The following is a 21,046-nucleotide window of genomic DNA, read 5'->3' as shown; positions in this document are numbered from 1 at the left end:
GAATTCATGTCGATGACTTGGAAAGTAATCAAGATCGTGGCTGACCAGAGAAGGGCGGACGTGGCTGAAATCCCCCTGCAGACTAACTTGATGAACAACACCAATGAGACTCTTTACTGAAACGTCCGAGGGGCATATTAGGTAAAGACGGAGCCGGCCGTTATCCGGATACGAGTGGACGTCCTTGACGTCAATTTGGGTGGAACCGCGGAAGCTGATTACAAGCTCTCGTCCCTTGCATACGCAAGGGATGGGGGCTTTTTTGTATTTCCGTTTAACTGAAACAAACGAGAGGGGTTTACCAATGAAGTTTAAAGTGCCAAGAGGAACACAAGACATTCTGCCTTCCGAATCCTGGAAGTGGCAAAAAGTAGAGCAGCTTATCCGCGAAGCATGTGAAGTGTATCGCTATTCAGAGATTCGCACTCCGATGTTTGAGCAAACTGAACTTTTCCAAAGAGCGGTTGGCGATACAACAGATATCGTGTCGAAAGAGATGTATACATTTAAAGACCGCGGAGATCGTTCCATGACTTTGCGTCCTGAAGGAACAGCACCAGTCGTTCGCTCGTTTGTTGAACATAAGATGTTTGGCTGGGTCGACCAGCCTGTCAAATTGTACTACATTGAGCCGATGTTCCGTTACGAACGACAACAAGCAGGACGGTATCGCCAATTTGTTCAATTTGGAACAGAAGCAATCGGCAGTGCTGATCCAGCAATCGATGCTGAAGTAATTGCCCTGGCACTCGAAATATATAAACGTGCGGGTCTGAAAGACATCAAACTGGTATTGAATTCTCTAGGGGATAAAGATTCGCGCACAGCACATAGAGATGCTTTAGTTGCACACTTTACTCCTCATATTGATGAGTTTTGCGGGGATTGCCAAACTCGCTTAGAAAAAAATCCTTTGCGAATTTTGGATTGTAAAGTAGACCGCGACCACCCGCTCATGAAAACAGCCCCATCGCTTACCGACTACTTGAATGATGAATCCCGTGCGTATTTTGAAGCGCTGAAGGAATTGTTATCGAAAGCGGGCATCTCTTATGAATTAGATCCAAATCTAGTACGCGGCCTTGATTATTACAATCACACTGCTTTTGAGATCATGAGCACCGCTGAAGGTTTCGGCGCAATTACAACGCTATGCGGCGGCGGCCGGTATAATGGACTTTCTGAAGAGATTGGCGGCCCGTCAGCTCCTGGTATCGGCTTTGGAATGAGTATCGAGCGTTTACTGCTGGCACTTGAAGCGGAACAAGTCCCGCTGACAAATGATGACGCGCTGGACGTGTACGTCGTGACACTGGGTGAAGCGGCGAAGCAAGAAGGCTTCCAAGTTCTTCAGCAATTACGCGCAGCAGGCATCCGTGCAGATATGGACTATCTCGACCGGAAGATGAAAGCTCAGATGAAATCAGCAGACCGATTGCAATCCAAATGGGTTACCGTTATTGGAGAAGAAGAAGTCGAACAACAAATCGTCCAGCTTAAAAACATGGCGGAAGGTACACAACAATCCGTCAGCGTTACAGAACTAATTGAACTTATCAAAGGCTAATTGAAGAGAGGCAGTGTTGAATGATGCAGCGAACACAATATTGTGGAGAACTAAACGAGCAACATATCGGTCAAGAAGTTACGTTAAAAGGATGGGTCCAAAAACGGCGTGATCTCGGAGGGTTAATCTTTGTTGACATGCGCGACCGCACGGGCATCGTCCAAGCGGTTTTCAATCCTGCAATTTCTGAAGAAGCTCTCGCTACGGCAGAAAAGCTGCGCAGCGAATTCGTCATTTCGATTACAGGAAATGTAGTAGAACGTGACGAACGGACGAAAAACAAGAATTTGAAAACAGGCTCAATTGAAGTTCAAGTAACTGAGCTGACAATTATTAACGAAGCGAAGAATCCTCCATTCTTAATCGAAGATGACACAGATGTCAGTGAAGAGCTGCGTTTGAAATATCGATATCTCGATCTTCGACGTCCGCAACTTGCGCGTACATTCAAAATGCGCTCGGATATTACAAAGACTGTCCGAAACTTCCTGGATGGTGAAGGCTTCCTCGAAGTCGAGACGCCAATCCTGACTAAGTCCACACCTGAAGGCGCGCGTGACTATCTCGTACCTAGCCGTGTGCATGACGGAGAGTTCTATGCACTTCCACAATCACCGCAGCTGTTCAAGCAAATGCTGATGGTTTCCGGCTTCGACCGCTACTTCCAGATTGCCCGCTGTTTCCGTGATGAAGATTTACGGGCAGACCGCCAGCCGGAATTCACTCAAATTGATATGGAAATGAGTTTCATGTCGATTGAAGAAATTATCGAGTTAAACGAACGTCTCATGCAAAAAGTTATGAACGATGTGAAGGATATTACAATTGACGGACCATTTAAACGGATAACGTATACAGACGCAATGGCCCGTTACGGTTCAGATAAGCCGGATACACGGTTCGCGATGGAACTAATCGATGTATCTGAAGTTGTTAAAGAAACAGGATTCAAAGTATTTACGGGCGCATTAGAAAATGGCGGCCAAGTAAAATTAATCAACGTAAAAGGTGCTGCAGCTGATTATTCACGTAAAGATATCGATGGATTCGGTGAATTCGCAGCAGTCTACGGCGCTAAAGGATTAGCTTGGTTGAAATGTGAAGAAGACGGTCTCAAAGGTCCGATTTCCAAGTTCTTCGAAGGGGAGACTGCAGAAGCACTTAAAACTGCCGCAGATGCACAGCCAGGTGACTTGCTGTTATTCGCTGCTGATAAAAAATCAGTGGTCGCAGACACACTCGGTGCACTCCGAATGAAGTTCGGCCGTGAACGCGGATTAATTGATGAGTCCCTTTATAACTTCCTATGGGTGACGGATTGGCCGTTGTTTGAATACGACGAGGAAGACGGCCGTTATTACGCAGCACACCATCCGTTCACGATGCCTGCTGACGTGGAAGAACTCGTATCAAGTCCTGAAACTGTCAAAGCGTTAGCATATGACTTAGTGCTAAATGGCTACGAGTTAGGCGGAGGTTCACTTCGTATTTACGAACGTGATGTTCAGGAGAAAATGTTCGCAGCACTCGGTTTCACTGAAGAGCAAGCGCGCGAGCAGTTCGGATTCCTTCTCGATGCATTCGAATATGGAACGCCCCCGCACGGCGGAATCGCCTTCGGACTCGACCGTCTTGTCATGCTGCTCTCTGGTTCTACTAACTTGCGGGATACAATTGCATTCCCGAAAACAGCAAGTGCTACAGACTTGTTGACAGCAGCTCCGGATGCGGTTGATCCTAAACAATTGAAAGAACTTCACATCCAATTGGCGGACGAACAAAAATAGGAAATTAGGACTTTTCTGAATTAAACAAGAAATATTTCGTGCAAATTATTGAATCTCAAGAAGTCGTATGATATGATACATCTAACAACAAATCCTGAGGTGTTCGTTATTTGCCAGACAGTTTTGACCGAACACTTCAATCGTCGGGAGTCTAGATTCTTCTTATGATGACATGCCTGTCATGGGACCTCAGAAGTAAGAAGATCGGACACCCACCTGCTGTATGCGGGTTCAAAACGATATTACAAAGACGGCACATTCGGGATTTGTTTCTTATGTGAATGTTCACCTCTCGGCAGTCTTGCTGAGGGGTTTTTATTTGTGAATTTCTAAAAAGAAAGGTCGTTAGAAAATGCTGAATCAGTTTTCAAGAAACGAATTATCCATAGGCAAAGAAGGCGTCAAGCGGATGAGCGACACAACCGTCGCAATCTTAGGGGTAGGAGGGGTAGGATCTTTTGCAGCCGAAGCTTGCGCAAGAAGCGGTGTCGGCAAAATCATTTTAATAGATAAAGATGATGTGGACATTACCAATATCAACCGGCAGCTAGTCGCCTATTTATCTACCGTTGGACGCTCGAAAGCGGAAGTGATGGTTGAGCGCATTCAGGACATTAACGAGAATTGCGAAATTGTCCCGCTCCATATGTTTTATACGGAAGAGACAGCAGAGCGCTTTTTCGATCAAAAGCCGGATTATGTAATTGATGCATCGGATACGATCAGTTACAAAATTCACTTGATTGAACAATGTCACAAACGGGGCATTAAAATCATCTCAAGCATGGGCGCAGCCAACAAAATTGATCCGACTCGGTTCCGAATTGCAGATATCTCTAAAACGCATACAGATCCCATTGCTAAAGTAATTCGGACGCGTTTGCGAAAACTGGGTATCTATAAAGGGGTGCCCGTTGTATTTTCGGATGAAAGCCCGATCATCGTGCGCCCTGATGTGGCAGAGACGGTAGGGAAGCCGGAAGCCGCAATCCGTAAAGCGAAAATGCCGCCTGCCTCGAATTCCTATTGTCCATCTGTAGCTGGCCTCGTTTGCGCAAGCTGGGTACTGAATGATATCACAGCAGATATCCCGCTGGAGCGGGTGAGCGACGCGAAGAAGTAAGGGTGGCTGAAGAGGTGGTGGAATATGCTTATATCTCTGGCGATGTGATCATAAACCAGGGAAAGTGCTCATAAAGCTAGGGAAGTGATCATAAATCTGTGAAAGTGATCATAAACCAGGGAAAGTGCTCATAAACCTGGAAAAGTGATCATAACTCAGGGGAAGTGCTCATAAATTTGGAAAAGTGATCATAAAGCTGGGAAAGTGCTCATAAAACTAGAAAAGTGATCATAACCCAGGGGAAGTGATCATAAACCTGGAAAAGTGATCATAACCCAGGGGAAGTGATCATAAACCTGGAAAAGTGACCATAAACCAGAGAAAGTGCTCATAAAGCTGAAAATATGATCATAACCCAAGAAAAGCGCTCACAACCCAATTAAAATGCACTCATAAATCCACCAATATCTCTAACACCTGAAATTGAAGCAATAGCCCGCGAAAAATCAAGCGAAGCGCTACCAATTAATTTCTTTCATAATGGAACTGGTGAACCGGTATCCCAAATCTACGCAAAATGAAAAAACATAAGAGATTTGATTGGTTAAGTGCACTTAATTCACGAACTGTGTATCTAAGCCACAACCCAATTTCCAAGCGGCACACTGATTATACTTACTTGTTTTGATAAGCGTCCGTCTGCAGCATACACATCCACATTTCGTTTAAAACACAACAAAAAAAGCATGCACGCCAGGGTGTCGTCAAACGACCCCCAACGGTGTGCATGCTTTCCTTATATCAACTTCATATATTCTTTTTTCCACGCCAGTACTTTTTCGAACGCCTCGTCCACAGTATCCGCTTCAATCGCCACTTTTAACTCATCATCCACTTTTCCAGTAGAATGCTGATAGCGAGGATCGTAGTAATGCTCAAGGAGTAACAGGGTAGCTGTCTCGAAATCACCGTTATCCAGCGCAACTTCAATTTCTTTTGCAATCGGTACGTGGATCCGACGCCGGATTTGCTCAAATGCCTTTATAAACTCTTCTGGCCGCTCTGCTGGTTTATAGTCTTCCAGCGTAATTCTCACACGCTCTTGAATGGGGAGTTTGATGATCAGCTGCCGACTGTGTTCTTTTTTATCAAACAAGAAACCAGGCATCGTTACTTTGCCGATCCGTTTACTCTCGCCTTCGATAAATACAACTTTCTCATCATTGGTCCGTTTTAAATCATGTAAAAGCAACGATTCGAAGTTTTTCTGATTACTGCCTTCTAACCCGATCTGACCGAAAATCGACCCGCGATGGCCGGCTAAATTTTCTAAGTCTATAATCGGTTCGTTCACTTCAGCTAACTTATGCAAAATCACCGTTTTGCCGGACCCCGTATAGCCGTTTAACACAATCAGCTCAGGTTTATATTCGATTGCATTCAGCTCTTCGACCACCCATTGGCGATATGTGCGAATGCCTCCTGTAAGTCTATGCGCGTGGATTCCCATGAGATCGAGAACCGTTGCTGCAGTCTTACTGCGCATCCCGCCGCGCCAGCAAAAAACGGTCATAGACGTATCAATCTTTTCAAACTCAGCAATGAAATCAGGGAGTTTTTCAGCAAAAATAGCGAGTCCTCGTTTTTTTGCTTCGGCTTGACCCACTTGCTTATAGATCGTTCCGACTTCTGCACGCTCTTCATCATTAAAAACAGGAATATTCAAGGCGCCTGGAATGCTTGCCTCTGCAAATTCTTTAGGAGATCGGACATCGATCATTGTATGGGGCTCTTTGGCGTGGAGCCCCATTAAATCTCGCAGCGTTATATCTCGAAACATACATGCACCTTCTTATTGGACTGTAATGTGTCCGGGATTTTCAGACGTAACTTTACCAATTTGTTTTGCATCTACACCATTCTTCTGCAAGGCAGATAACAGCTCATCAGCCTCATTAGGAGCAACTGCGATCAGCAACCCTCCAGAAGTAACCGCATCGCACAAAATGTATTGATCGATCTGGTTTAAGTGACTTGCAAATGTAACATCATTTTCAAGATGTGCGAAATTGTTCTTGGTTCCGCCCGGGACGTGGCCGCCTTCAGCTAATTCTTTAGCACGGGGGAGGACTGGAACCGCACTCGCTTCAATTGTGATGCCCGCATTGCTACCTTTCGCCATCTCAGAAGTATGCCCAAGCAGACCGAATCCAGTCACATCTGTAACTGCATGAACATCGAAATCAGCCATCGTTTCAGCAGCTGTTTTGTTCAATGTTGTCATGATTGAGGTCACGTGTTTGATTTCTTCTTCTGATAGCTCGCCATGTTTCAATGAAGTCGTGTAAATTCCTACTCCGATTGGCTTTGTTAAAATTAGAATATCTCCAGGAAGCGCCCCTGCATTCGGTCGGATTTTATCCGGATGAACAGTACCTGTCACTGCGAGACCGAACTTCGGCTCCTGGTCGTCAATCGAATGCCCGCCGACCAGAGCGACGCCAGCTTCTTTCAATTTGTCGCCAGCCCCGCGAAGAATTTCTGTCAAAATTGTTTTGTCGAGTACTGCAATAGGGAATGCAACTATATTAAGGGCAGTTATTGGAGTTCCTCCCATTGCGTAGACATCACTGATCGCATTAGTTGCAGCAATTTGACCGAAGTCGTACGGGTCATCCACGATCGGTGTGAAGAAATCCAGTGTTTGCACGATTGCAAGATCGTCTGTTAACTTGTAAACACCGGCATCATCGCTTGTATCCAATCCTACCAATAGGTTTGGATTCGGTGTAGCAGTAGGGAGCGTGCGCAAAACTTCAGCTAAATCTGCTGGTCCGATTTTGCAGCCGCAGCCTCCTTTTTTTGTAAGTGTCGTTAGTTTAACGGTTGTTTCCATGTGTACGTCGCCTCACAATTCTTGTTTTGTTCAGTAAGCCCGAAAAGCTTGCTATCGTTCAGTTTATCACAAAACGCTCAGTTTTCTGTTGTGAAGCATTCAAAAACTGAGAACAACCGTCAAATCTTATGTTTATCACACCTCATGTGAGGATTCGTGTTGATAGGAACCATCGATTTTGAAGGAGGAATTTTAAATGGAAAGCTACGAAATGATTATTGGAAAACCGGACTTCGGTGACAAACTGGAGAAAATCTCTATTGTTAATCCATTCACTCAAAAAGAGATTGCAGATGTGCCAAACGGCGGGGAAAAAGAAGCGGTTCTTGCTGTAGATGAAGCAAGTAAAGCATTTCCGGACTGGGCCGCACTCTCTGCGTATGAACGCAGCGAACTGATCATGAAATGGCATGATCTGATTGAACGCGACAAATACGATTTAGCCAAAACTATGACGCTGGAACAAGGGAAGCCAACAAAAGAAGCAGTTGGTGAAATCGATTATGCAAATGGCTTCAACGAGTGGTATGCAGAAGAAGCGAAGCGTCTTTATGGGGAAACGATTCCTGCCACACAACAAAATAAGCGCATGTTTGTCACTAAACAACCAGTCGGTGTCGTCGCTGCCATTACACCATGGAATTTCCCAGCTGCAATGATTACACGGAAAGTGGCACCTGCGCTTGCGGTGGGATGTACAGTCGTCATAAAACCATCCCGTCAAACCCCTCTGACTGCCATTAAGCTCGGAAGACTCGCATTGGAAGCGGGAATCCCTCCAGGTGTCGTGAATGTTGTCACGGGGGATTCAAAAACAATTAGCGATGCTTGGCTCGAAGATGGTCGTGTTAAAAAAATCACGTTTACAGGTTCCACGGAAGTTGGACGAGGTTTGATGAAGAAAGCATCGGATACAGTGAAAAAAGTGTCACTGGAACTTGGGGGGCTCGCACCTGCGATTGTGATGGAAGACAGTAACCTGGAAAAAGCTGCGGATGGTGTTATTGCTACGAAGTTTAGAAATGCCGGTCAAACATGCGTCTGTGCGAATCGCGTCTATGTCCAAGAGTCGATTGTCGAAGAGTTTACAAAAATATTCACTGCTAAGGTTCAGGCTCTGAAGACAGGGGATGGTCTTGCAGAGGGTACTAAAATTGGTCCATTGATTGATGAAAAGGCGATTGAAAAAGTAGAGAAACATGTAAAAGATGCACTCGACAAAGGTGCCAAAGTTGCGACAGGCGGTAAAAAGTTAGATGGACTGATCTATGAACCGACTGTGCTGACAGGTGTAACCGAAGATATGTTATGTATGAATGAAGAAACATTTGGACCCGTTGCTCCGATTTCTGTATTCAAGACAGAAGAGGAAGCAATTCAACGGGCGAATGATACCATTTTCGGACTAGCAGCCTATCTCTTCACCGAAAACCTCAGCAGAGGAATCCGAATGAGTGAACAGCTTGAATATGGAATTGTCGGTCTGAACGACGGATCACCCTCTTCACCGCAAGCACCATTTGGCGGATTTAAACAAAGCGGTTTAGGCAGAGAAGGGGGCCGCCAAGGGATAGAAGAATTTGTAGAAGTGAAATACATTTCAGTGGGATTGTGAAAACAAAAAACAGACAAAGCGATTTAGAGCTTTGTCTGTTTTTTGTTTCACTAAATTAGCAAATCGAACAACGTGCTGTCATTATTCACTTCAGTAAATGAGAAACCATTCGATCGCATCCTGTCTAGCAGTCCTTCATACTCTTCAGGATGCTTCAGCTCAATTCCTACGAGTCCCGGGCCGTTTTCTTTGTTGTTTTTCTTCGTATATTCAAATGTGGTAATATCATCATTCGGACCGAGAACATTATCAAGGAATTGACGCAGTGCTCCTGCACGCTGAGGGAAATTCACTATGAAATAATACAATAATCCTTCGTGAATCAATGATTTCTCTTTGATTTCCTGCATTCTGCCGATATCGTTATTTCCGCCGCTAATGACAACGACAATCGATTTTCCTTTAATTTCATCTTTATAATAATCCAGTGCGGCAATCGGGAGCGCTCCTGCAGGTTCTGCAATAATTGCGTGCTTATTATACAGTTCAAGAATTGCTGTACATACTTTACCTTCTGGAACTGCTACGATTTCTTCCACCAGTTCAAAACAAATATCGAACGTCTTCTGGCCAGGGCACTTTACTGCAGCGCCGTCAACAAACTTATCAATCGAGGCTAACGGTGTAAGCTTTCCATTATCAAAAGAGGATTTCATGCTCGCTGCTCCAGCAGGTTCAACACCAATCATCTTCGTTAACGGAGATAAATTCTTAATGTATGTGCTCATACCGGACATAAGTCCGCCGCCGCCGATGCTTGAAAATACATAGTCAATCGGCTGTTCGATGTCATTCATAATTTCCACAGCCACCGTAGCTTGACCGGCAATAATGTCGAAATCGTCAAAAGGATGAATGAATATTCGATCCTCTTCCTCTGTACAAAGTATTGCACTGTCAAAGGAATCATCGAACGTATCTCCCGTTAATAAGATTTCAACAAACCCTTTACCGAACATTTTAACTTGATCCACCTTTTGCTTAGGTGTCGTTAAGGGCATAAAGATTTTCCCGTCAATTCCTAGCTGCGCACATGCAAAGGCTACTCCTTGAGCGTGATTACCAGCACTCGCACAAACAATTCCTTTTTCTAAAGCAGCGGATTCAATCCGCTTGATTTTATAATAAGCGCCTCTGAGTTTGAACGATCGAACATGCTGCAAGTCCTCTCGTTTTATATAAACGGTACATCCATATTCTTCTGACAACCGCTCGTTTTTCTGAAGAGGCGTATGTGCCACGATATCTTTTAACACCTGATTCGCTATCAAAATATCTTCAATACCTAAACTTTTCTTTTCTACTTCTTGAACGTTTGTCAATGGGGCGACCTCCTCAACACTAGCATTTTTCAATACTACCATGAGGAGCAGGGAGAATACAACAACTTAGTCTAAATAGTTAGAACATTTAGTCCGAGAATAATATGAAAGCGTTTTCTTTATGAAAATATGAGTTATTCGCTGCTGTTTACAAGCTTTAGTCCACCCGCTTCTATACAAATTGTGAACTGTGGCGAATGGATAGGTTCACCATCGAGTATAAGAAGAATATTTCGATTGGCTTGCAGCGTTATGGCGGTACCTGTTAAATAACTGATGGAAGGGCTGTGAATCAGATTACCTTGAAGCAGTTTCGGAAACAAACGAAGAAGTAAAGATGTCCTGCTAGCGGAATGTGCCACGGTAATATGCAGCACACCGTCATTTGGCAACGCCTCCGGACAGACACGCAATCCACCCCCGTAAGATGGAGTATTGCCTGCAGCAATCAGCCACGTGCGGTGCCAAGCATGAGGGGTGTTGTCGATGGACAACCTGACTTCAAATGGTGTAAAGGTGCAGAGTGTATGAATCGCAGCGATTGGATAAGCGACTCCTCCTATCCCGAATTTATTCAGGAAGGATTTATAAAAGGAGTGATTTGCCGCTTCTCCAATCTCTGCATCCACCCCTGCAGCCGCAATGGTGATTCCTTTCTTTCCATTTACACTGAGTAAATCGACCTGTTGCGTAGAAAGGTGGATTAGTTTTTGTACGAAAACATTTGGATCATATGTAAGGTTAAACGCTCTTGCGGCGTCATTTCCGGAACCTGCGGGAAGAATAGCGAGCGGGATAGCGTAATTTGAAGCGACTTGAACGACAGATCCCGCAGTACCATCACCGCCAATGATAATAATCGCTGTTAGTCTATAGTCATCTAAAAGTCGTTTAAGAAACTCAATCGAAGCGTCCTTAGAATCACTTAACAGAGTCGTATAAGCTAAATCGTGTTGGATTAGTCTTTCTTCGACTTGTTGAAATAGAGAGGTTGCCCGACCGCGGCCGGAAGAAGGATTGACAATAAGTGCAAACATAGGCCATACCTCATCTCCACTAAATTATTTCGAGGGCTTCATAAGTGCTTCATCCAACTTTCTGTAAATCTCCAGCATTTTTTGCTGTTCTTCTGTAGAAATATGTGAAAATAATTCACGGCGGACTTCGATACCGTCATTATACGCTTTTTCGACAAGCTCCTTGCCAGCATTGGTGATGGATAAATATTTAGTGCGCTTATCTTCTTCAGATTGTCTTCTTTCAATTAAACCTTGCTTCGTTAGCTTCATTGAAAGGTGTGTGAGGGAAGCGGGTGTAAAGTTTAATTTCTTCGCAATATCAGAAGGCCGGCTTTCTCCCTCGTTCACCAATTCCTGCAAGACAAGGATATGAGAAATACCTAAGTCGTTATTGGATCGCTGCTGCCATTTAATAACCATTTGATAGCTGATTTTTTCAATCGTATGAAGTAATTCAAAAATATTTTTATCGTTAGTATCAGACATTGTGTAAACCTCCGGTAGTAATATACCTGAAATGCGATTCATAACAGGTTATTCAAAATGAAATACTAACTAATCATACCCCAAGTGAAATAAAAAATAGAGAAAAATGACTTCGAAAGCTGAAATTTTAGTCGATAAGAGATATGCAGGAATCGTGAAGGTTATGTGAAATAATTATGTATGTATAGTTTTTCTAGGAGTTTTGAGGTAAAGTTTAAAGTAATAAAGTCCTTATTATGTGAAATTAGAAAGAGGTATTATGAATCATGAAGATGAAAAGGTCATTAACGTTCCAGCTGGGGAGTTTGATTATTGGAATTCTTATTGTCATGCTTGCAATCACTTCTGTAGCTACCTACAAGACTGCATATGACAAGCTTTTTGAAGCAGCTGGAATTGAAGCGTATGGTTGTGCAAATATAACAACTGGTCTTATATTACCGGAAGATATGGACAAAGTTCTCGAAGGCGACAGCTCCACTCAAGACAAAGTGGGCGAGCAGCTTAACTGGACAACCGCTCATAAAGATATTTTTGAAACGCAATATATTGTAGATTTAGACGGTACATTAGTTGCTGTCGATGACAATCTCCAAAACAACGGTTTCAAACCGGGAGATAAGTTCAAAGTAGATGAAGAAGCGATTGCTATGCTTAAAGAAATGAAGCATCCAACATATTCAAAAGCATATAACTTTGCAGGAATGAAACGGCTGTCCGGCTATGCGCCTATTTTCAAAGATCAGGATCCTTCAAAAGAAGTGATCGCTGTAAGTGTAATCGACTTTGATGCTGGAATTGTTACTTCCCGCACATGGGGAGTTGTTCGTAACGGAATATTGATCAGCATCGTGCCGTTATTGCTCGCAGCGTTATTGACAATCTTCTTGCTTCGTAAAAAAACAAGACCGATTTCGGAGTTGATAGAACACTCGAAACAGCTCGCAGACGGTAATTTAGGGATTGCAGACGTACAGGTTTCAAGCAAAGATGAAGTTGGGGATTTAGGTATTACCTTAAATACGCTTGCATCCAATCTGCGGAGTATGATCGGAACCGTCAAAACAACATCAACTAAATTAACTCTAAGCACTACACAAACTGTGGACTCCTTGAAAGAAATGGAAGGCGCAGCGCATATGGTATCAGAAAATATTAATGAAGCAGCTAGTTCTGTAGTAGACGGAAATGCAAGTGCCGGTCAAGTTGCTCTTCTTATCCAAGATTTAGCGAATGATCTTCACCTGGCGGATGACCGCGCAAAGAAAGCAACATCGATTTCATCAAACACGATGGTGTTGGCCGAAGAAGGCAGAGAACGTGCTGTATCACTAAGTGATGATATGAAGAAGATTTCACTATCCTCTTCCAGTACGAAATCAGCAATTCAAGGTCTTATAGATTCCGCAAAGAAGATACAAACGATTACAGAGTCGATTTCAGATATTGCTGACCAAACCAATTTACTCGCATTGAATGCTTCTATCGAGGCAGCTAGAGCAGGTGAACATGGGAAAGGGTTTGCAGTCGTTGCTGATGAAGTGCGCCGACTCGCTGAGCAATCTAATCAGGACGTCCAGGAAGTTGGACAGCTGATAAAAGATATTTCTACCAGCATTGCAGATGTGGTGCATTCTACTGAAGAAAGCGGTGAACTGATTGAAACAGGGTCAGAAACAGTCCGTCAAACTGCGCAGACATTAAGCGGTATTTCCACGGCTGTTGAAGAAACCGTTGCAGAAGTATCTGCGATTTCTGAAAGTCTAATGCGAGAAGCACAAAAATCTGGAGAGGCTGAACGTCATATCCAAATGCTGTCGGATGCGCTTCGATCATTAGAAGAAATGACATCAAATATTTCAGCATCAGGTGAAGAGACATCCGCAACCATTACTGATGTAGCTGAACAATCTAACGAAATGAAACGACTTGCAGATGAATTGGATACGAGTGTGCAGCTGTTTAGAATGGCTGAGGAAGCAGCGGACTCAGCAACGCGACCATAAAGAACTTGGATAAAGCTATAGGAATTAAAAGGGAACGTCTTTTACGTGTCAGATCATGTTGTATCCTTGCGATATATGATATAATGAAGTAGTGAAAAATTTTAGTTCTGAGGAGTTATCGACATGCTAAAAGATTTATTTATGGGTCTTTCCCAAAACCAGACATTAAACAGCGCAGCAAAAAAATACGGTCTAAAGCTGGGAGCTCAAAACGTAGTAGCAGGAACAAATATTCCTGAGACAATTGAAAGTATTAAGGAACTGAATGCGCACGGTATTTCTTGTACTGTCGACAATCTTGGTGAGTTCGTTTACAATCGCGAAGAAGCAACTGCTGCAAAAAAACAAATTTTAAGTGTGATTGAAGCAATTCATGAAAACGGTGTCGATGCTACGATTTCACTGAAGCCTTCTCAGCTCGGACTGGATATCGATCCGGGTTTCTGTGAAGAAAATTTGCGGGAAATCGTAAGTAAAGCGAACGACTACGATATTTTTGTTAACTTTGATATGGAAGACTATGATCGATTGAAGCCTTCATTCGATTTACTTGATGACTTATCAAAGACCTATAAAAATGTCGGAACAGTTATTCAAGCATACTTCTTCGAAGCAGAAGACTATATGAAACAGCATCAAGATTTCCGTCTGCGCATTGTAAAAGGAGCTTATAAAGAATCTCCAGCAGTTGCGTATCAAGACAAAGCGGATATCGATGAAAACTTTGTTAAATTAATTGAATGGCATTTATTGAACGGAAAGTTCACTTCGATTGCAACACATGATCACCATGTCATTAATCATGTGAAGCAATTTGTGAAAGATAATGATATTTCTTATGACAAGTTTGAATTCCAAATGCTTTATGGATTCCGTAAAGATATGCAATTAGAACTTGCCAAGGAAGGCTACAACTTCACGACGTACGTTCCTTTTGGAGAAGACTGGTATGGGTACTTCATGCGCCGTCTTGCAGAGCGTCCTCAAAACATGAATTTGATTGTGAAGCAAGTATTCAATAAAAAGACCAACACGCTAATTGGTCTGGCTGCGGGTGCATTTGCACTTGGCCGCATGACGAAACGAAATAAGTAATAGAAACAACATAGGCTGCTCAGAAGTTCAGTGAAAACTGATTTCCGAGCAGCCTTTTTTAGTCGCAAGAATTATAGAACATGCGCCGCCACTTCGATGGTATATAGTCAGTACACAACGACAAAAAAGTAAACGAGCATCGCTAACAGTCCGAACGGGAAGCCGAAGCGTGCCCATTCCTTACTGGTGATTGATAACTTTCCAGCTGCAATGATGTTTGGGATATTACCGGGAATCAACATGCCTCCGCTTATAAGCAAGCCCATTAGAATGGCCCGTATCGTGGGTTCATCCATAGCGGGGCTGAGCTCAATTGAAGCTAATGTGGCATTATCCAGAACAGCAGAGATCATATTGATCCAATAAAGGACCGCAGGGCTTTTCCCTTCCAAAAAAGGACTCAGCAGTGGTTCGAATCCGGCTCCTAACAGAGTCAGTGCCATCACAAATACGTATACTTTAATACTTCTCACAACAATTGCGCTCCACGATTCACGTTTTACTTTCTTATCGATAGTGCGCTTCCTATTTGGCGGAGGAATGACGATTCCCGCAAAAACTCCTAATGAAGCGATAGCGGTGATAACGTCGCTTCCTAACAATGAAAATAAGTAAAAGAAGGATTCGTTCAGTCTGCTGGTTGCGATGGTCGACAAAGGTTCGCCTAGTGGTGTCAGCACGGCACCTAACCCGATGGCGTAACATGAGACAATGACCAGGCGTATTTGAGTTTGTCTGTCATAATGGAGCAAGCTGACGATTGAGACCAGAAGAATTGCTGCAATGATTGCTGTTATGAAACTTGAGACTAACCCAATCCCGATCACGATGAGTGCGACAAAAATACGGGAGGGAAGTAGACGCTCCGTAAAGCGTATTAACTGGCTGAATGGCCGCTCGAAGATACGGAATAGCATTCCTGCGACGAATACAGCGCATGTGATTGCGATAGGATCGGTAAGTACCGTATGAACAATTGACGCACTCCATATGCCTGCTGTGAATACGGAGAGAATTCCTAATGTAAACAGGTAGAATTCCAACTGACGTTCTGCAAATGGCAATACAAAAGGTCCAAATAGAACAGCAACAAGCAGAATGAGCAAAATCAATATCATAGACGATCCCTCGCTTAACAAAACTTATCTAGTTCTTTAAAGTATGCAACTGCATTTTGTTAAATCACAGGACACAAAAAAAGCGGTCTCCGTAATGGAAACCGCTTTTTTGTTGAATTTCTTTTAATGAACACCCTTCATATAACGAGAAATGATTGGCGAGATAAAGAATACAACGATTGAAAGTACGATTGCAACTCCGCCGATAATTCCGAAATAAAGCATTTCAGTATCTGCAGAATACAATTTAACAAGCTGTGCATTCAATGCCTGAGCTGCTGCATTCGACAAGAACCAAAGGCTCATGGTTTGTGCAGTAAACGCAGCAGGTGCAAGTTTAGTTGTCGCGGATAATCCCACTGGGGATATACACAATTCACCAAGTACAAGTGTGAAAATACTTAATGCCAGCCAAATCGGGCTAACTAAAGCATCCGTACCGCTCAAGACACCAGGAAGCAAGATGACGATAAATGAAATACCGGCAAATAGCAAACCGAGCGAGAACTTATGAGGGATTGAAGGTTGACGGTCTCCAAGCTTAACCCAAAGCCATGCAAACACCGGCGCGAAAATGATGATGAACAACGGGTTCAATGACTGGAACCAAGCAGGTGATATGTGAATGCCTAAGAAATCCAAGTTCGTTCTTTTATCTGCATAGAGTGCTAAAATTGTGGATCCTTGCTCTGCAATTGACCAAAACATAACAGCTGCTAAGAACAGTGGTATGTAAGCCAGAACTCGGGACTTTTCATCACTTGTAGTTTTAGGGCTTCGGTACATAACGATGAAATACGCAGCTGGAATAGCGAATCCAAGAATACCAACTAAAGCTGTGAAGGAATTCAATGTTAGATATCCAGTTGGAATTGCGATTGCCACTAGAATTGCTAATATAATAACTGCAATTCCGACAATTTTGATCGTTTTTTTCTTCTCAGCAGGAGAAAGCGGGTTTGCCACATAAGTTCCTGCGAGACCTAAGTTCTTTTTCTTTGTTACGACAAACATGACCAGTCCTAGGAACATACCAAAAGCAGCGACACTAAATCCTAAATGGAAATTGTATTCTGTTCCAATAGTTCCGGCAGTTAAAGGTGCAATGAAACTACCCAGGTTAATACCCATATAGAAGATACTGAATCCAGCATCCTGACGATTGTCACCTGCAGGATAGATATCTCCAACCATACTTGATACGTTCGGCTTCAGTAACCCTGTACCAATGACGATTAACGCCATGGAGAAGAAGAGCATTCCAAGGCCTCCGGGGAAAGAAAGAACAATATGCCCGAGCATTATGAAAATTCCGCCGAAGAAGACAGAACGTGACGTACCGAATACCCGGTCTGCTAACCAGCCGCCAATAACTCCTGACATATAGACGAGTGATCCGTACAAGGAAACAATTGCAAGAGCAGTTCCCTGATCGATTCCAAGACCGCCTTTTGAAACTTCGTAGTACATATAGAAGACGAGAATAGCTCGCATTCCGTAGTAAGAAAAGCGCTCCCAAAATTCAGTGAAGAATAACGAGAACAGTCCTTTTGGATGACCGAAGAAGCCTTTTTGAGGGACACTTTCAACGATTTCCTTTTTTGACAGCTGTGACATGAGAAATCCTCCTTTTATCTATGAAGAACATAGTACCACTTTTAGTGGTAGTCTGAAAATAATATATTCGAAAATAAAATAAGTCTTATAATATTGATTTCCTTGACTTTTATGTTTATTTGAATAGAAAGAATTGCGATTCGAAGCTATTTTCAGATAATAAAAGCTGTCAAATTCCCAATCTCAGGGAGTGCCCCCAAAATAGAAAACCCTGAAACACTTAAGCGATAAGGCTATTTCTACAAAAGCGGACAAATATAAGGTATTATGAAAAGAACAGGCTATAGAATGGAAGTGTTGTCATGAGTCAAATGATTATAGAAAATCTAACAAAAACGGTTGGTGAAAAAACATTATTTCGCGCAATCGATTTCACCATAACATCAGGAGAGAAAACGGGCCTGCTTGGCATAAATGGAACGGGAAAGTCTACGTTGCTCTCGATAATCGCCGGTACTGAAGATGCAGATACCATCTCTAAAGATCATCCGAATAATTATCGGATCGCGTATCTGCCGCAAGATCCAATCATCGATCCATCCTTAACTGTAATGGAAGCTGTGTTTCAAAGTGATGCCTCCGTTATTCGATTAAACTTAAATTATGAACACGCCTTGCAGGCGCTCACGGAAAATCCTGACTCTGAAGAAAATCAGGCCCGTTTTGCGACCTATCAAACACAGATGGATGAGCAAAATGCGTGGGATATAAATACACAAGCCCGAATGATTCTTTCAAAATTAGGAATTGAAACGTATGACAAAAAAATGGGCGAACTTTCAGGCGGTCAGCGGAAGCGTGTCATGCTTGCGAAAACACTCATTGAACCTGCAGATCTGCTGCTCCTTGACGAGCCAACGAACCATTTGGATGTCGCTTCAATTACTTGGCTGCAGGATTTCGTTAAGAATTTATCGGGCGCTGTATTATTTGTGACACACGATCGGTATTTCCTGGACGCAATCTCCACTTCGATTTTCGAACTTGCAGACCAAACGCTTTATGCGCACAAAGGCAACTATGGCGATTATATAGAGGCGAAAGCGCTTCGTGAGGAAATGAACGCCGCAACGGAAGATAAGCTTAAAAATCGCTATCGTTCAGAACTAAAATGGATACGGCGCGGTGCTAAAGCGAGATCTACAAAACAGAAAGCCAGAATTGGACGATTTGAAGAGCTTGAGCAGCAAGTGAAGAGCGGTTCCGTGAAAGAAGAGATGGATGCCGGGCTTAAAACTTCCCGATTAGGGAAAAAAGTCTTGGAAGCTAAAGACATCTCCAAGTCATTCAACGGCAGAACAATTATCCATCAATTTTCAACGCTTCTTCAATCAGGAGATCGCATTGCTATAGTCGGTCCGAATGGTGCCGGTAAAACAACCTTGGTCAACATGTTTGACGGTTTACTTGAACCGGACGAAGGAATCATCGAACGGGGAACAACAGTTAAAATTGCATACTTCAAACAGCATTTACCCGAAATGCAAGAAAACAAACGTATTATTGAATACATTCGGGAAACATCTAATGACATTGAAGATGGAGAAGGCAACCGAATATCGGCTTCTCAAATGCTGGAACGCTTTTTGTTCCCAACTTCTGCACACGGAACACCTATTGGCAAATTATCAGGCGGCGAGCGAAAGCGCTTATATCTGCTGAAGCTGCTTATGGAACAGCCAAATGTTCTCTTGCTGGATGAACCGACAAATGATTTGGACTTGGAGACGTTGTCCGTTCTTGAAACGTTCATAGAAACTTTCCCTGGCGTGGTACTTACGATTTCACACGACAGATTCTTTTTGGATCGTACGTCCACCAAACTTTGGGTCCTTGACGGGATGGGGAATATAGAGACGGTTTTCATGTCCTATACCGATTATTTAGAAGTTGCACGGTTCAAAGAAACTTCAAAGCCGGTCTCTGAACCTGCAATGACCGAAGAACGCACAGCAGAACCTGTAATTGAAACACCTGCTAAGAAGAAGCCGACGTACAAAGAAAAACGTGAATGGGAAACCATTGAAAAAGATATTGAAGAAACGGAACAAGCAATTGCGGCCACTGAAACGGAAATGAGTACTTGCGGTGCGGATTATGATAAATTAAGGGATCTGACAAAAAGCCTGGATGCGCTGAACGAAAAGTATGAGTACTTAATTGAACGCTGGTCAATTTTAGAAGAATTGATGGACAATTAAAGGAGGTACCAAGTGATGAATATAGTAACAATTGAACCAACACCAAGTCCGAACTCGATGAAAATTGTGCTGGATACGGAACTGCCAATGCTGGAAACGCACAATTATAAAAAAGAAGATGCAGCGACTGCGCCTGAGCCAGTCGCTCAATTGCTTCAAATAACAGGAATCAAAGGAATTTATCATGTCATGAATTTCATGGCGGTTGAACGTGTTGGAAATGTTCAGTGGGAAACGATTCTGGCGGAAGTTCGAAAAGTTTTTAACAAGGAAACTTCAGAGCAGACTGAAGAAGTTTCCGAAGCAGCTGAGCACTTTGGCGAAGTCTATGTGCACGTTCAGACGTATAAAGATATCCCGCTCCAAGTTAAAGTGTTCGACAGTGAGAGTGAACAGCGATTCGGCTTAAGTGAGCGGTTTGTATCAGCTATGGAAAAAGTTCATAGCGCAGAAGTCGAGAATTATATTCTCTTGCGCAAGTGGGCTGATTACGGTATTCGATATGGCAGTAAAGAAGAAATAGGAGAGACCGTCGTTAAAGAAGTGGAGGCTGCATACCCTGAAGAACGTTTGGCTGCAATTGTGAACAACTCACATGAAGGCAATACTCAAAGCGGCCAAGAACGGTTCAAGGTTTCATTAGCTGAATTTGAAACGCAGGAATGGGAAACACGATTCCGGTTACTAGACCAAATGGCAGACCCTGCAATTCAAGATTTGCCGTTGCTCGACCGTGCATTAACTGATGAAAAAATGTCGATCCGACGACTTGCAGCTGTATATTTAGGGATGATTGAGTCAGTTGACGTAGTTCCATATATTGAGAAGGCTTTGCATGATAAAAGCTGGGCTGTGCGAAGGACGGCAGGGGATTGCATGAGCGATCTAGGATTCGCTGAATTCGAATCAGCCGCAATGGAGCTGTTGAAAGACAAAAACAAACTAGTCCGCTGGCGTGCCGCAATGTTCTTATATGAAACAGGAACAGAAAAATCGTTACCTGCACTGCGTGAAGCTGTTGAGGACCCAGAGTTTGAAGTGAAATTACAAATCAAGATGGCAATTGAGCGTATTGAAGAAGGTGAAGATGCAAAAGGTTCCATTTGGAAGCAAATGACTGAATTGAGAAGCACAACAAATTGAAGGCGGAAAAGCTATAGAGGGTCTTGGGGGTAGTGTGCACTTCGAGACATCTCGATATTTTCATCGCTGAACAGCAAGCAACAAACGCTTAATTACAAAAACAGCGCCCTC

Annotated in this window: 15 protein-coding genes, 1 other RNA gene and 1 other annotated feature; of the genes, 9 read left to right on the top strand and 7 right to left on the bottom strand. The window is 43.2% G+C overall.

Annotation, left to right across the window (positions count from 1 at the left end; translation table 11 throughout):
- Positions 1-3 precede the first annotated feature (3 nt).
- Positions 4-239: a binding site (T-box leader), on the top strand.
- A 65-nt stretch (positions 240-304) separates the two neighbouring features.
- The 4 genes from hisS (at position 305) to PGH26_RS08065 (ending at position 4,477) form a co-directional block, all read left to right on the top strand.
- Positions 305-1,567 (top strand): histidine--tRNA ligase, encoded by a 1,263-nt coding sequence (hisS, locus tag PGH26_RS08080; RefSeq protein ID WP_323690576.1) that lies wholly within the window; start codon positions 305-307, stop codon positions 1,565-1,567.
- Between the two features lie 20 nt (positions 1,568-1,587).
- Positions 1,588-3,354, top strand: a complete 1,767-nt coding sequence (gene aspS / locus PGH26_RS08075; protein WP_323690575.1) for an aspartate--tRNA ligase — start codon at positions 1,588-1,590, stop codon at positions 3,352-3,354.
- A gap of 88 nt (positions 3,355-3,442) precedes the next feature.
- Positions 3,443-3,624, top strand: a non-coding RNA gene (gene ssrS, locus PGH26_RS08070) — 6S RNA.
- 82 nt (positions 3,625-3,706) lie between these two features.
- The gene (locus tag PGH26_RS08065; protein ID WP_323690574.1) at positions 3,707-4,477 is read left to right on the top strand and encodes a tRNA threonylcarbamoyladenosine dehydratase; all 771 of its coding nucleotides are present in this window, start codon (positions 3,707-3,709) and stop codon (positions 4,475-4,477) included.
- A 736-nt stretch (positions 4,478-5,213) separates the two neighbouring features.
- Here the strand turns inward: PGH26_RS08065 and mnmH are convergent.
- On the bottom strand, positions 5,214-6,257 hold the full coding sequence (gene mnmH / locus PGH26_RS08060; RefSeq protein WP_323690573.1) for a tRNA 2-selenouridine(34) synthase MnmH: 1,044 nt from the start codon (positions 6,255-6,257) through the stop codon (positions 5,214-5,216).
- Between the two features lie 12 nt (positions 6,258-6,269).
- Positions 6,270-7,313 carry a selenide, water dikinase SelD gene (selD, locus tag PGH26_RS08055; protein WP_323690572.1) on the bottom strand — a complete coding sequence of 348 codons (1,044 nt, stop codon included), beginning with the start codon at positions 7,311-7,313 and terminating at the stop codon, positions 6,270-6,272.
- 196 nt (positions 7,314-7,509) lie between these two features.
- Here selD and PGH26_RS08050 point away from each other — a divergent pair, with 196 nt between their 5' ends.
- The gene (locus tag PGH26_RS08050; protein WP_323690571.1) at positions 7,510-8,928 is read left to right on the top strand and encodes an NAD-dependent succinate-semialdehyde dehydrogenase; all 1,419 of its coding nucleotides are present in this window, start codon (positions 7,510-7,512) and stop codon (positions 8,926-8,928) included.
- Positions 8,929-8,978: 50 nt separating this feature from the next.
- Here PGH26_RS08050 and ilvA read toward each other — a convergent pair whose 3' ends face one another.
- From ilvA to PGH26_RS08035, 3 genes are all read right to left on the bottom strand, one after another.
- A complete protein-coding gene (ilvA, locus tag PGH26_RS08045; protein WP_431312486.1) occupies positions 8,979-10,250 on the bottom strand; it encodes a threonine ammonia-lyase IlvA in 1,272 nt (423 codons plus the stop codon).
- Between the two features lie 134 nt (positions 10,251-10,384).
- A complete protein-coding gene (locus PGH26_RS08040) occupies positions 10,385-11,287 on the bottom strand; it encodes a diacylglycerol/lipid kinase family protein (RefSeq protein ID WP_323690569.1) in 903 nt (300 codons plus the stop codon).
- A gap of 24 nt (positions 11,288-11,311) precedes the next feature.
- Entirely contained in the window at positions 11,312-11,755 is a 444-nt protein-coding gene (locus PGH26_RS08035) for a MarR family winged helix-turn-helix transcriptional regulator (protein ID WP_323690568.1), read from the bottom strand.
- Between the two features lie 266 nt (positions 11,756-12,021).
- Here PGH26_RS08035 and PGH26_RS08030 point away from each other — a divergent pair, with 266 nt between their 5' ends.
- On the top strand, positions 12,022-13,761 hold the full coding sequence (locus tag PGH26_RS08030) for a methyl-accepting chemotaxis protein (RefSeq protein WP_323690567.1): 1,740 nt from the start codon (positions 12,022-12,024) through the stop codon (positions 13,759-13,761).
- Between the two features lie 123 nt (positions 13,762-13,884).
- Positions 13,885-14,856, top strand: a complete 972-nt coding sequence (locus tag PGH26_RS08025) for a proline dehydrogenase family protein (RefSeq protein WP_323690566.1) — start codon at positions 13,885-13,887, stop codon at positions 14,854-14,856.
- A gap of 107 nt (positions 14,857-14,963) precedes the next feature.
- Here the strand turns inward: PGH26_RS08025 and PGH26_RS08020 are convergent, their stop codons facing one another.
- Both PGH26_RS08020 and PGH26_RS08015 read right to left on the bottom strand, forming a co-directional pair.
- Positions 14,964-15,974: a DUF1646 family protein gene (locus PGH26_RS08020; RefSeq protein ID WP_323690565.1), complete on the bottom strand. Its 1,011-nt coding sequence runs from the start codon at positions 15,972-15,974 to the stop codon at positions 14,964-14,966.
- A gap of 123 nt (positions 15,975-16,097) precedes the next feature.
- Complete coding sequence (locus tag PGH26_RS08015; protein ID WP_323690563.1) at positions 16,098-17,591, bottom strand: peptide MFS transporter; 1,494 nt, start codon at positions 17,589-17,591, stop codon at positions 16,098-16,100.
- 302 nt (positions 17,592-17,893) lie between these two features.
- Here PGH26_RS08015 and PGH26_RS08010 point away from each other — a divergent pair, with 302 nt between their 5' ends.
- Positions 17,894-19,792: an ABC-F family ATP-binding cassette domain-containing protein gene (locus tag PGH26_RS08010; RefSeq protein WP_323690561.1), complete on the top strand. Its 1,899-nt coding sequence runs from the start codon at positions 17,894-17,896 to the stop codon at positions 19,790-19,792.
- 15 nt (positions 19,793-19,807) lie between these two features.
- Positions 19,808-20,935 (top strand): virulence factor, encoded by a 1,128-nt coding sequence (locus tag PGH26_RS08005; RefSeq protein WP_323690560.1) that lies wholly within the window; start codon positions 19,808-19,810, stop codon positions 20,933-20,935.
- Positions 20,936-21,046: the final 111 nt, after the last annotated feature.

It is taken from the genome of Sporosarcina jeotgali, from assembly GCF_033304595.1.
Taxonomy (GTDB): Bacteria; Bacillota; Bacilli; order Bacillales_A; family Planococcaceae; genus Sporosarcina; species Sporosarcina jeotgali.
Note: the sequence above shows the minus strand (reverse complement) of the source record. Positions and strands in the feature narration are given on the sequence as shown.

What these genes read in the sequence shown, in the direction of transcription:
- hisS (WP_323690576.1), top strand. Translation starts at nt 305, where the DNA reads ATGAAGTTTAAAGTGCCAAGAGGAACACAAGACATTCTGCCTTCCGAA.
- aspS (WP_323690575.1), top strand. Translation starts at nt 1,588, where the DNA reads ATGATGCAGCGAACACAATATTGTGGAGAACTAAACGAGCAACATATC.
- PGH26_RS08065 (WP_323690574.1), top strand. Translation starts at nt 3,707, where the DNA reads ATGCTGAATCAGTTTTCAAGAAACGAATTATCCATAGGCAAAGAAGGC.
- mnmH (WP_323690573.1), bottom strand. Translation starts at nt 6,257, where the DNA reads ATGTTTCGAGATATAACGCTGCGAGATTTAATGGGGCTCCACGCCAAA.
- selD (WP_323690572.1), bottom strand. Translation starts at nt 7,313, where the DNA reads ATGGAAACAACCGTTAAACTAACGACACTTACAAAAAAAGGAGGCTGC.
- PGH26_RS08050 (WP_323690571.1), top strand. Translation starts at nt 7,510, where the DNA reads ATGGAAAGCTACGAAATGATTATTGGAAAACCGGACTTCGGTGACAAA.
- PGH26_RS08040 (WP_323690569.1), bottom strand. Translation starts at nt 11,287, where the DNA reads ATGTTTGCACTTATTGTCAATCCTTCTTCCGGCCGCGGTCGGGCAACC.
- PGH26_RS08035 (WP_323690568.1), bottom strand. Translation starts at nt 11,755, where the DNA reads ATGTCTGATACTAACGATAAAAATATTTTTGAATTACTTCATACGATT.
- PGH26_RS08030 (WP_323690567.1), top strand. Translation starts at nt 12,022, where the DNA reads ATGAAGATGAAAAGGTCATTAACGTTCCAGCTGGGGAGTTTGATTATT.
- PGH26_RS08025 (WP_323690566.1), top strand. Translation starts at nt 13,885, where the DNA reads ATGCTAAAAGATTTATTTATGGGTCTTTCCCAAAACCAGACATTAAAC.
- PGH26_RS08020 (WP_323690565.1), bottom strand. Translation starts at nt 15,974, where the DNA reads ATGATATTGATTTTGCTCATTCTGCTTGTTGCTGTTCTATTTGGACCT.
- PGH26_RS08015 (WP_323690563.1), bottom strand. Translation starts at nt 17,591, where the DNA reads ATGTCACAGCTGTCAAAAAAGGAAATCGTTGAAAGTGTCCCTCAAAAA.
- PGH26_RS08010 (WP_323690561.1), top strand. Translation starts at nt 17,894, where the DNA reads ATGAGTCAAATGATTATAGAAAATCTAACAAAAACGGTTGGTGAAAAA.
- PGH26_RS08005 (WP_323690560.1), top strand. Translation starts at nt 19,808, where the DNA reads ATGAATATAGTAACAATTGAACCAACACCAAGTCCGAACTCGATGAAA.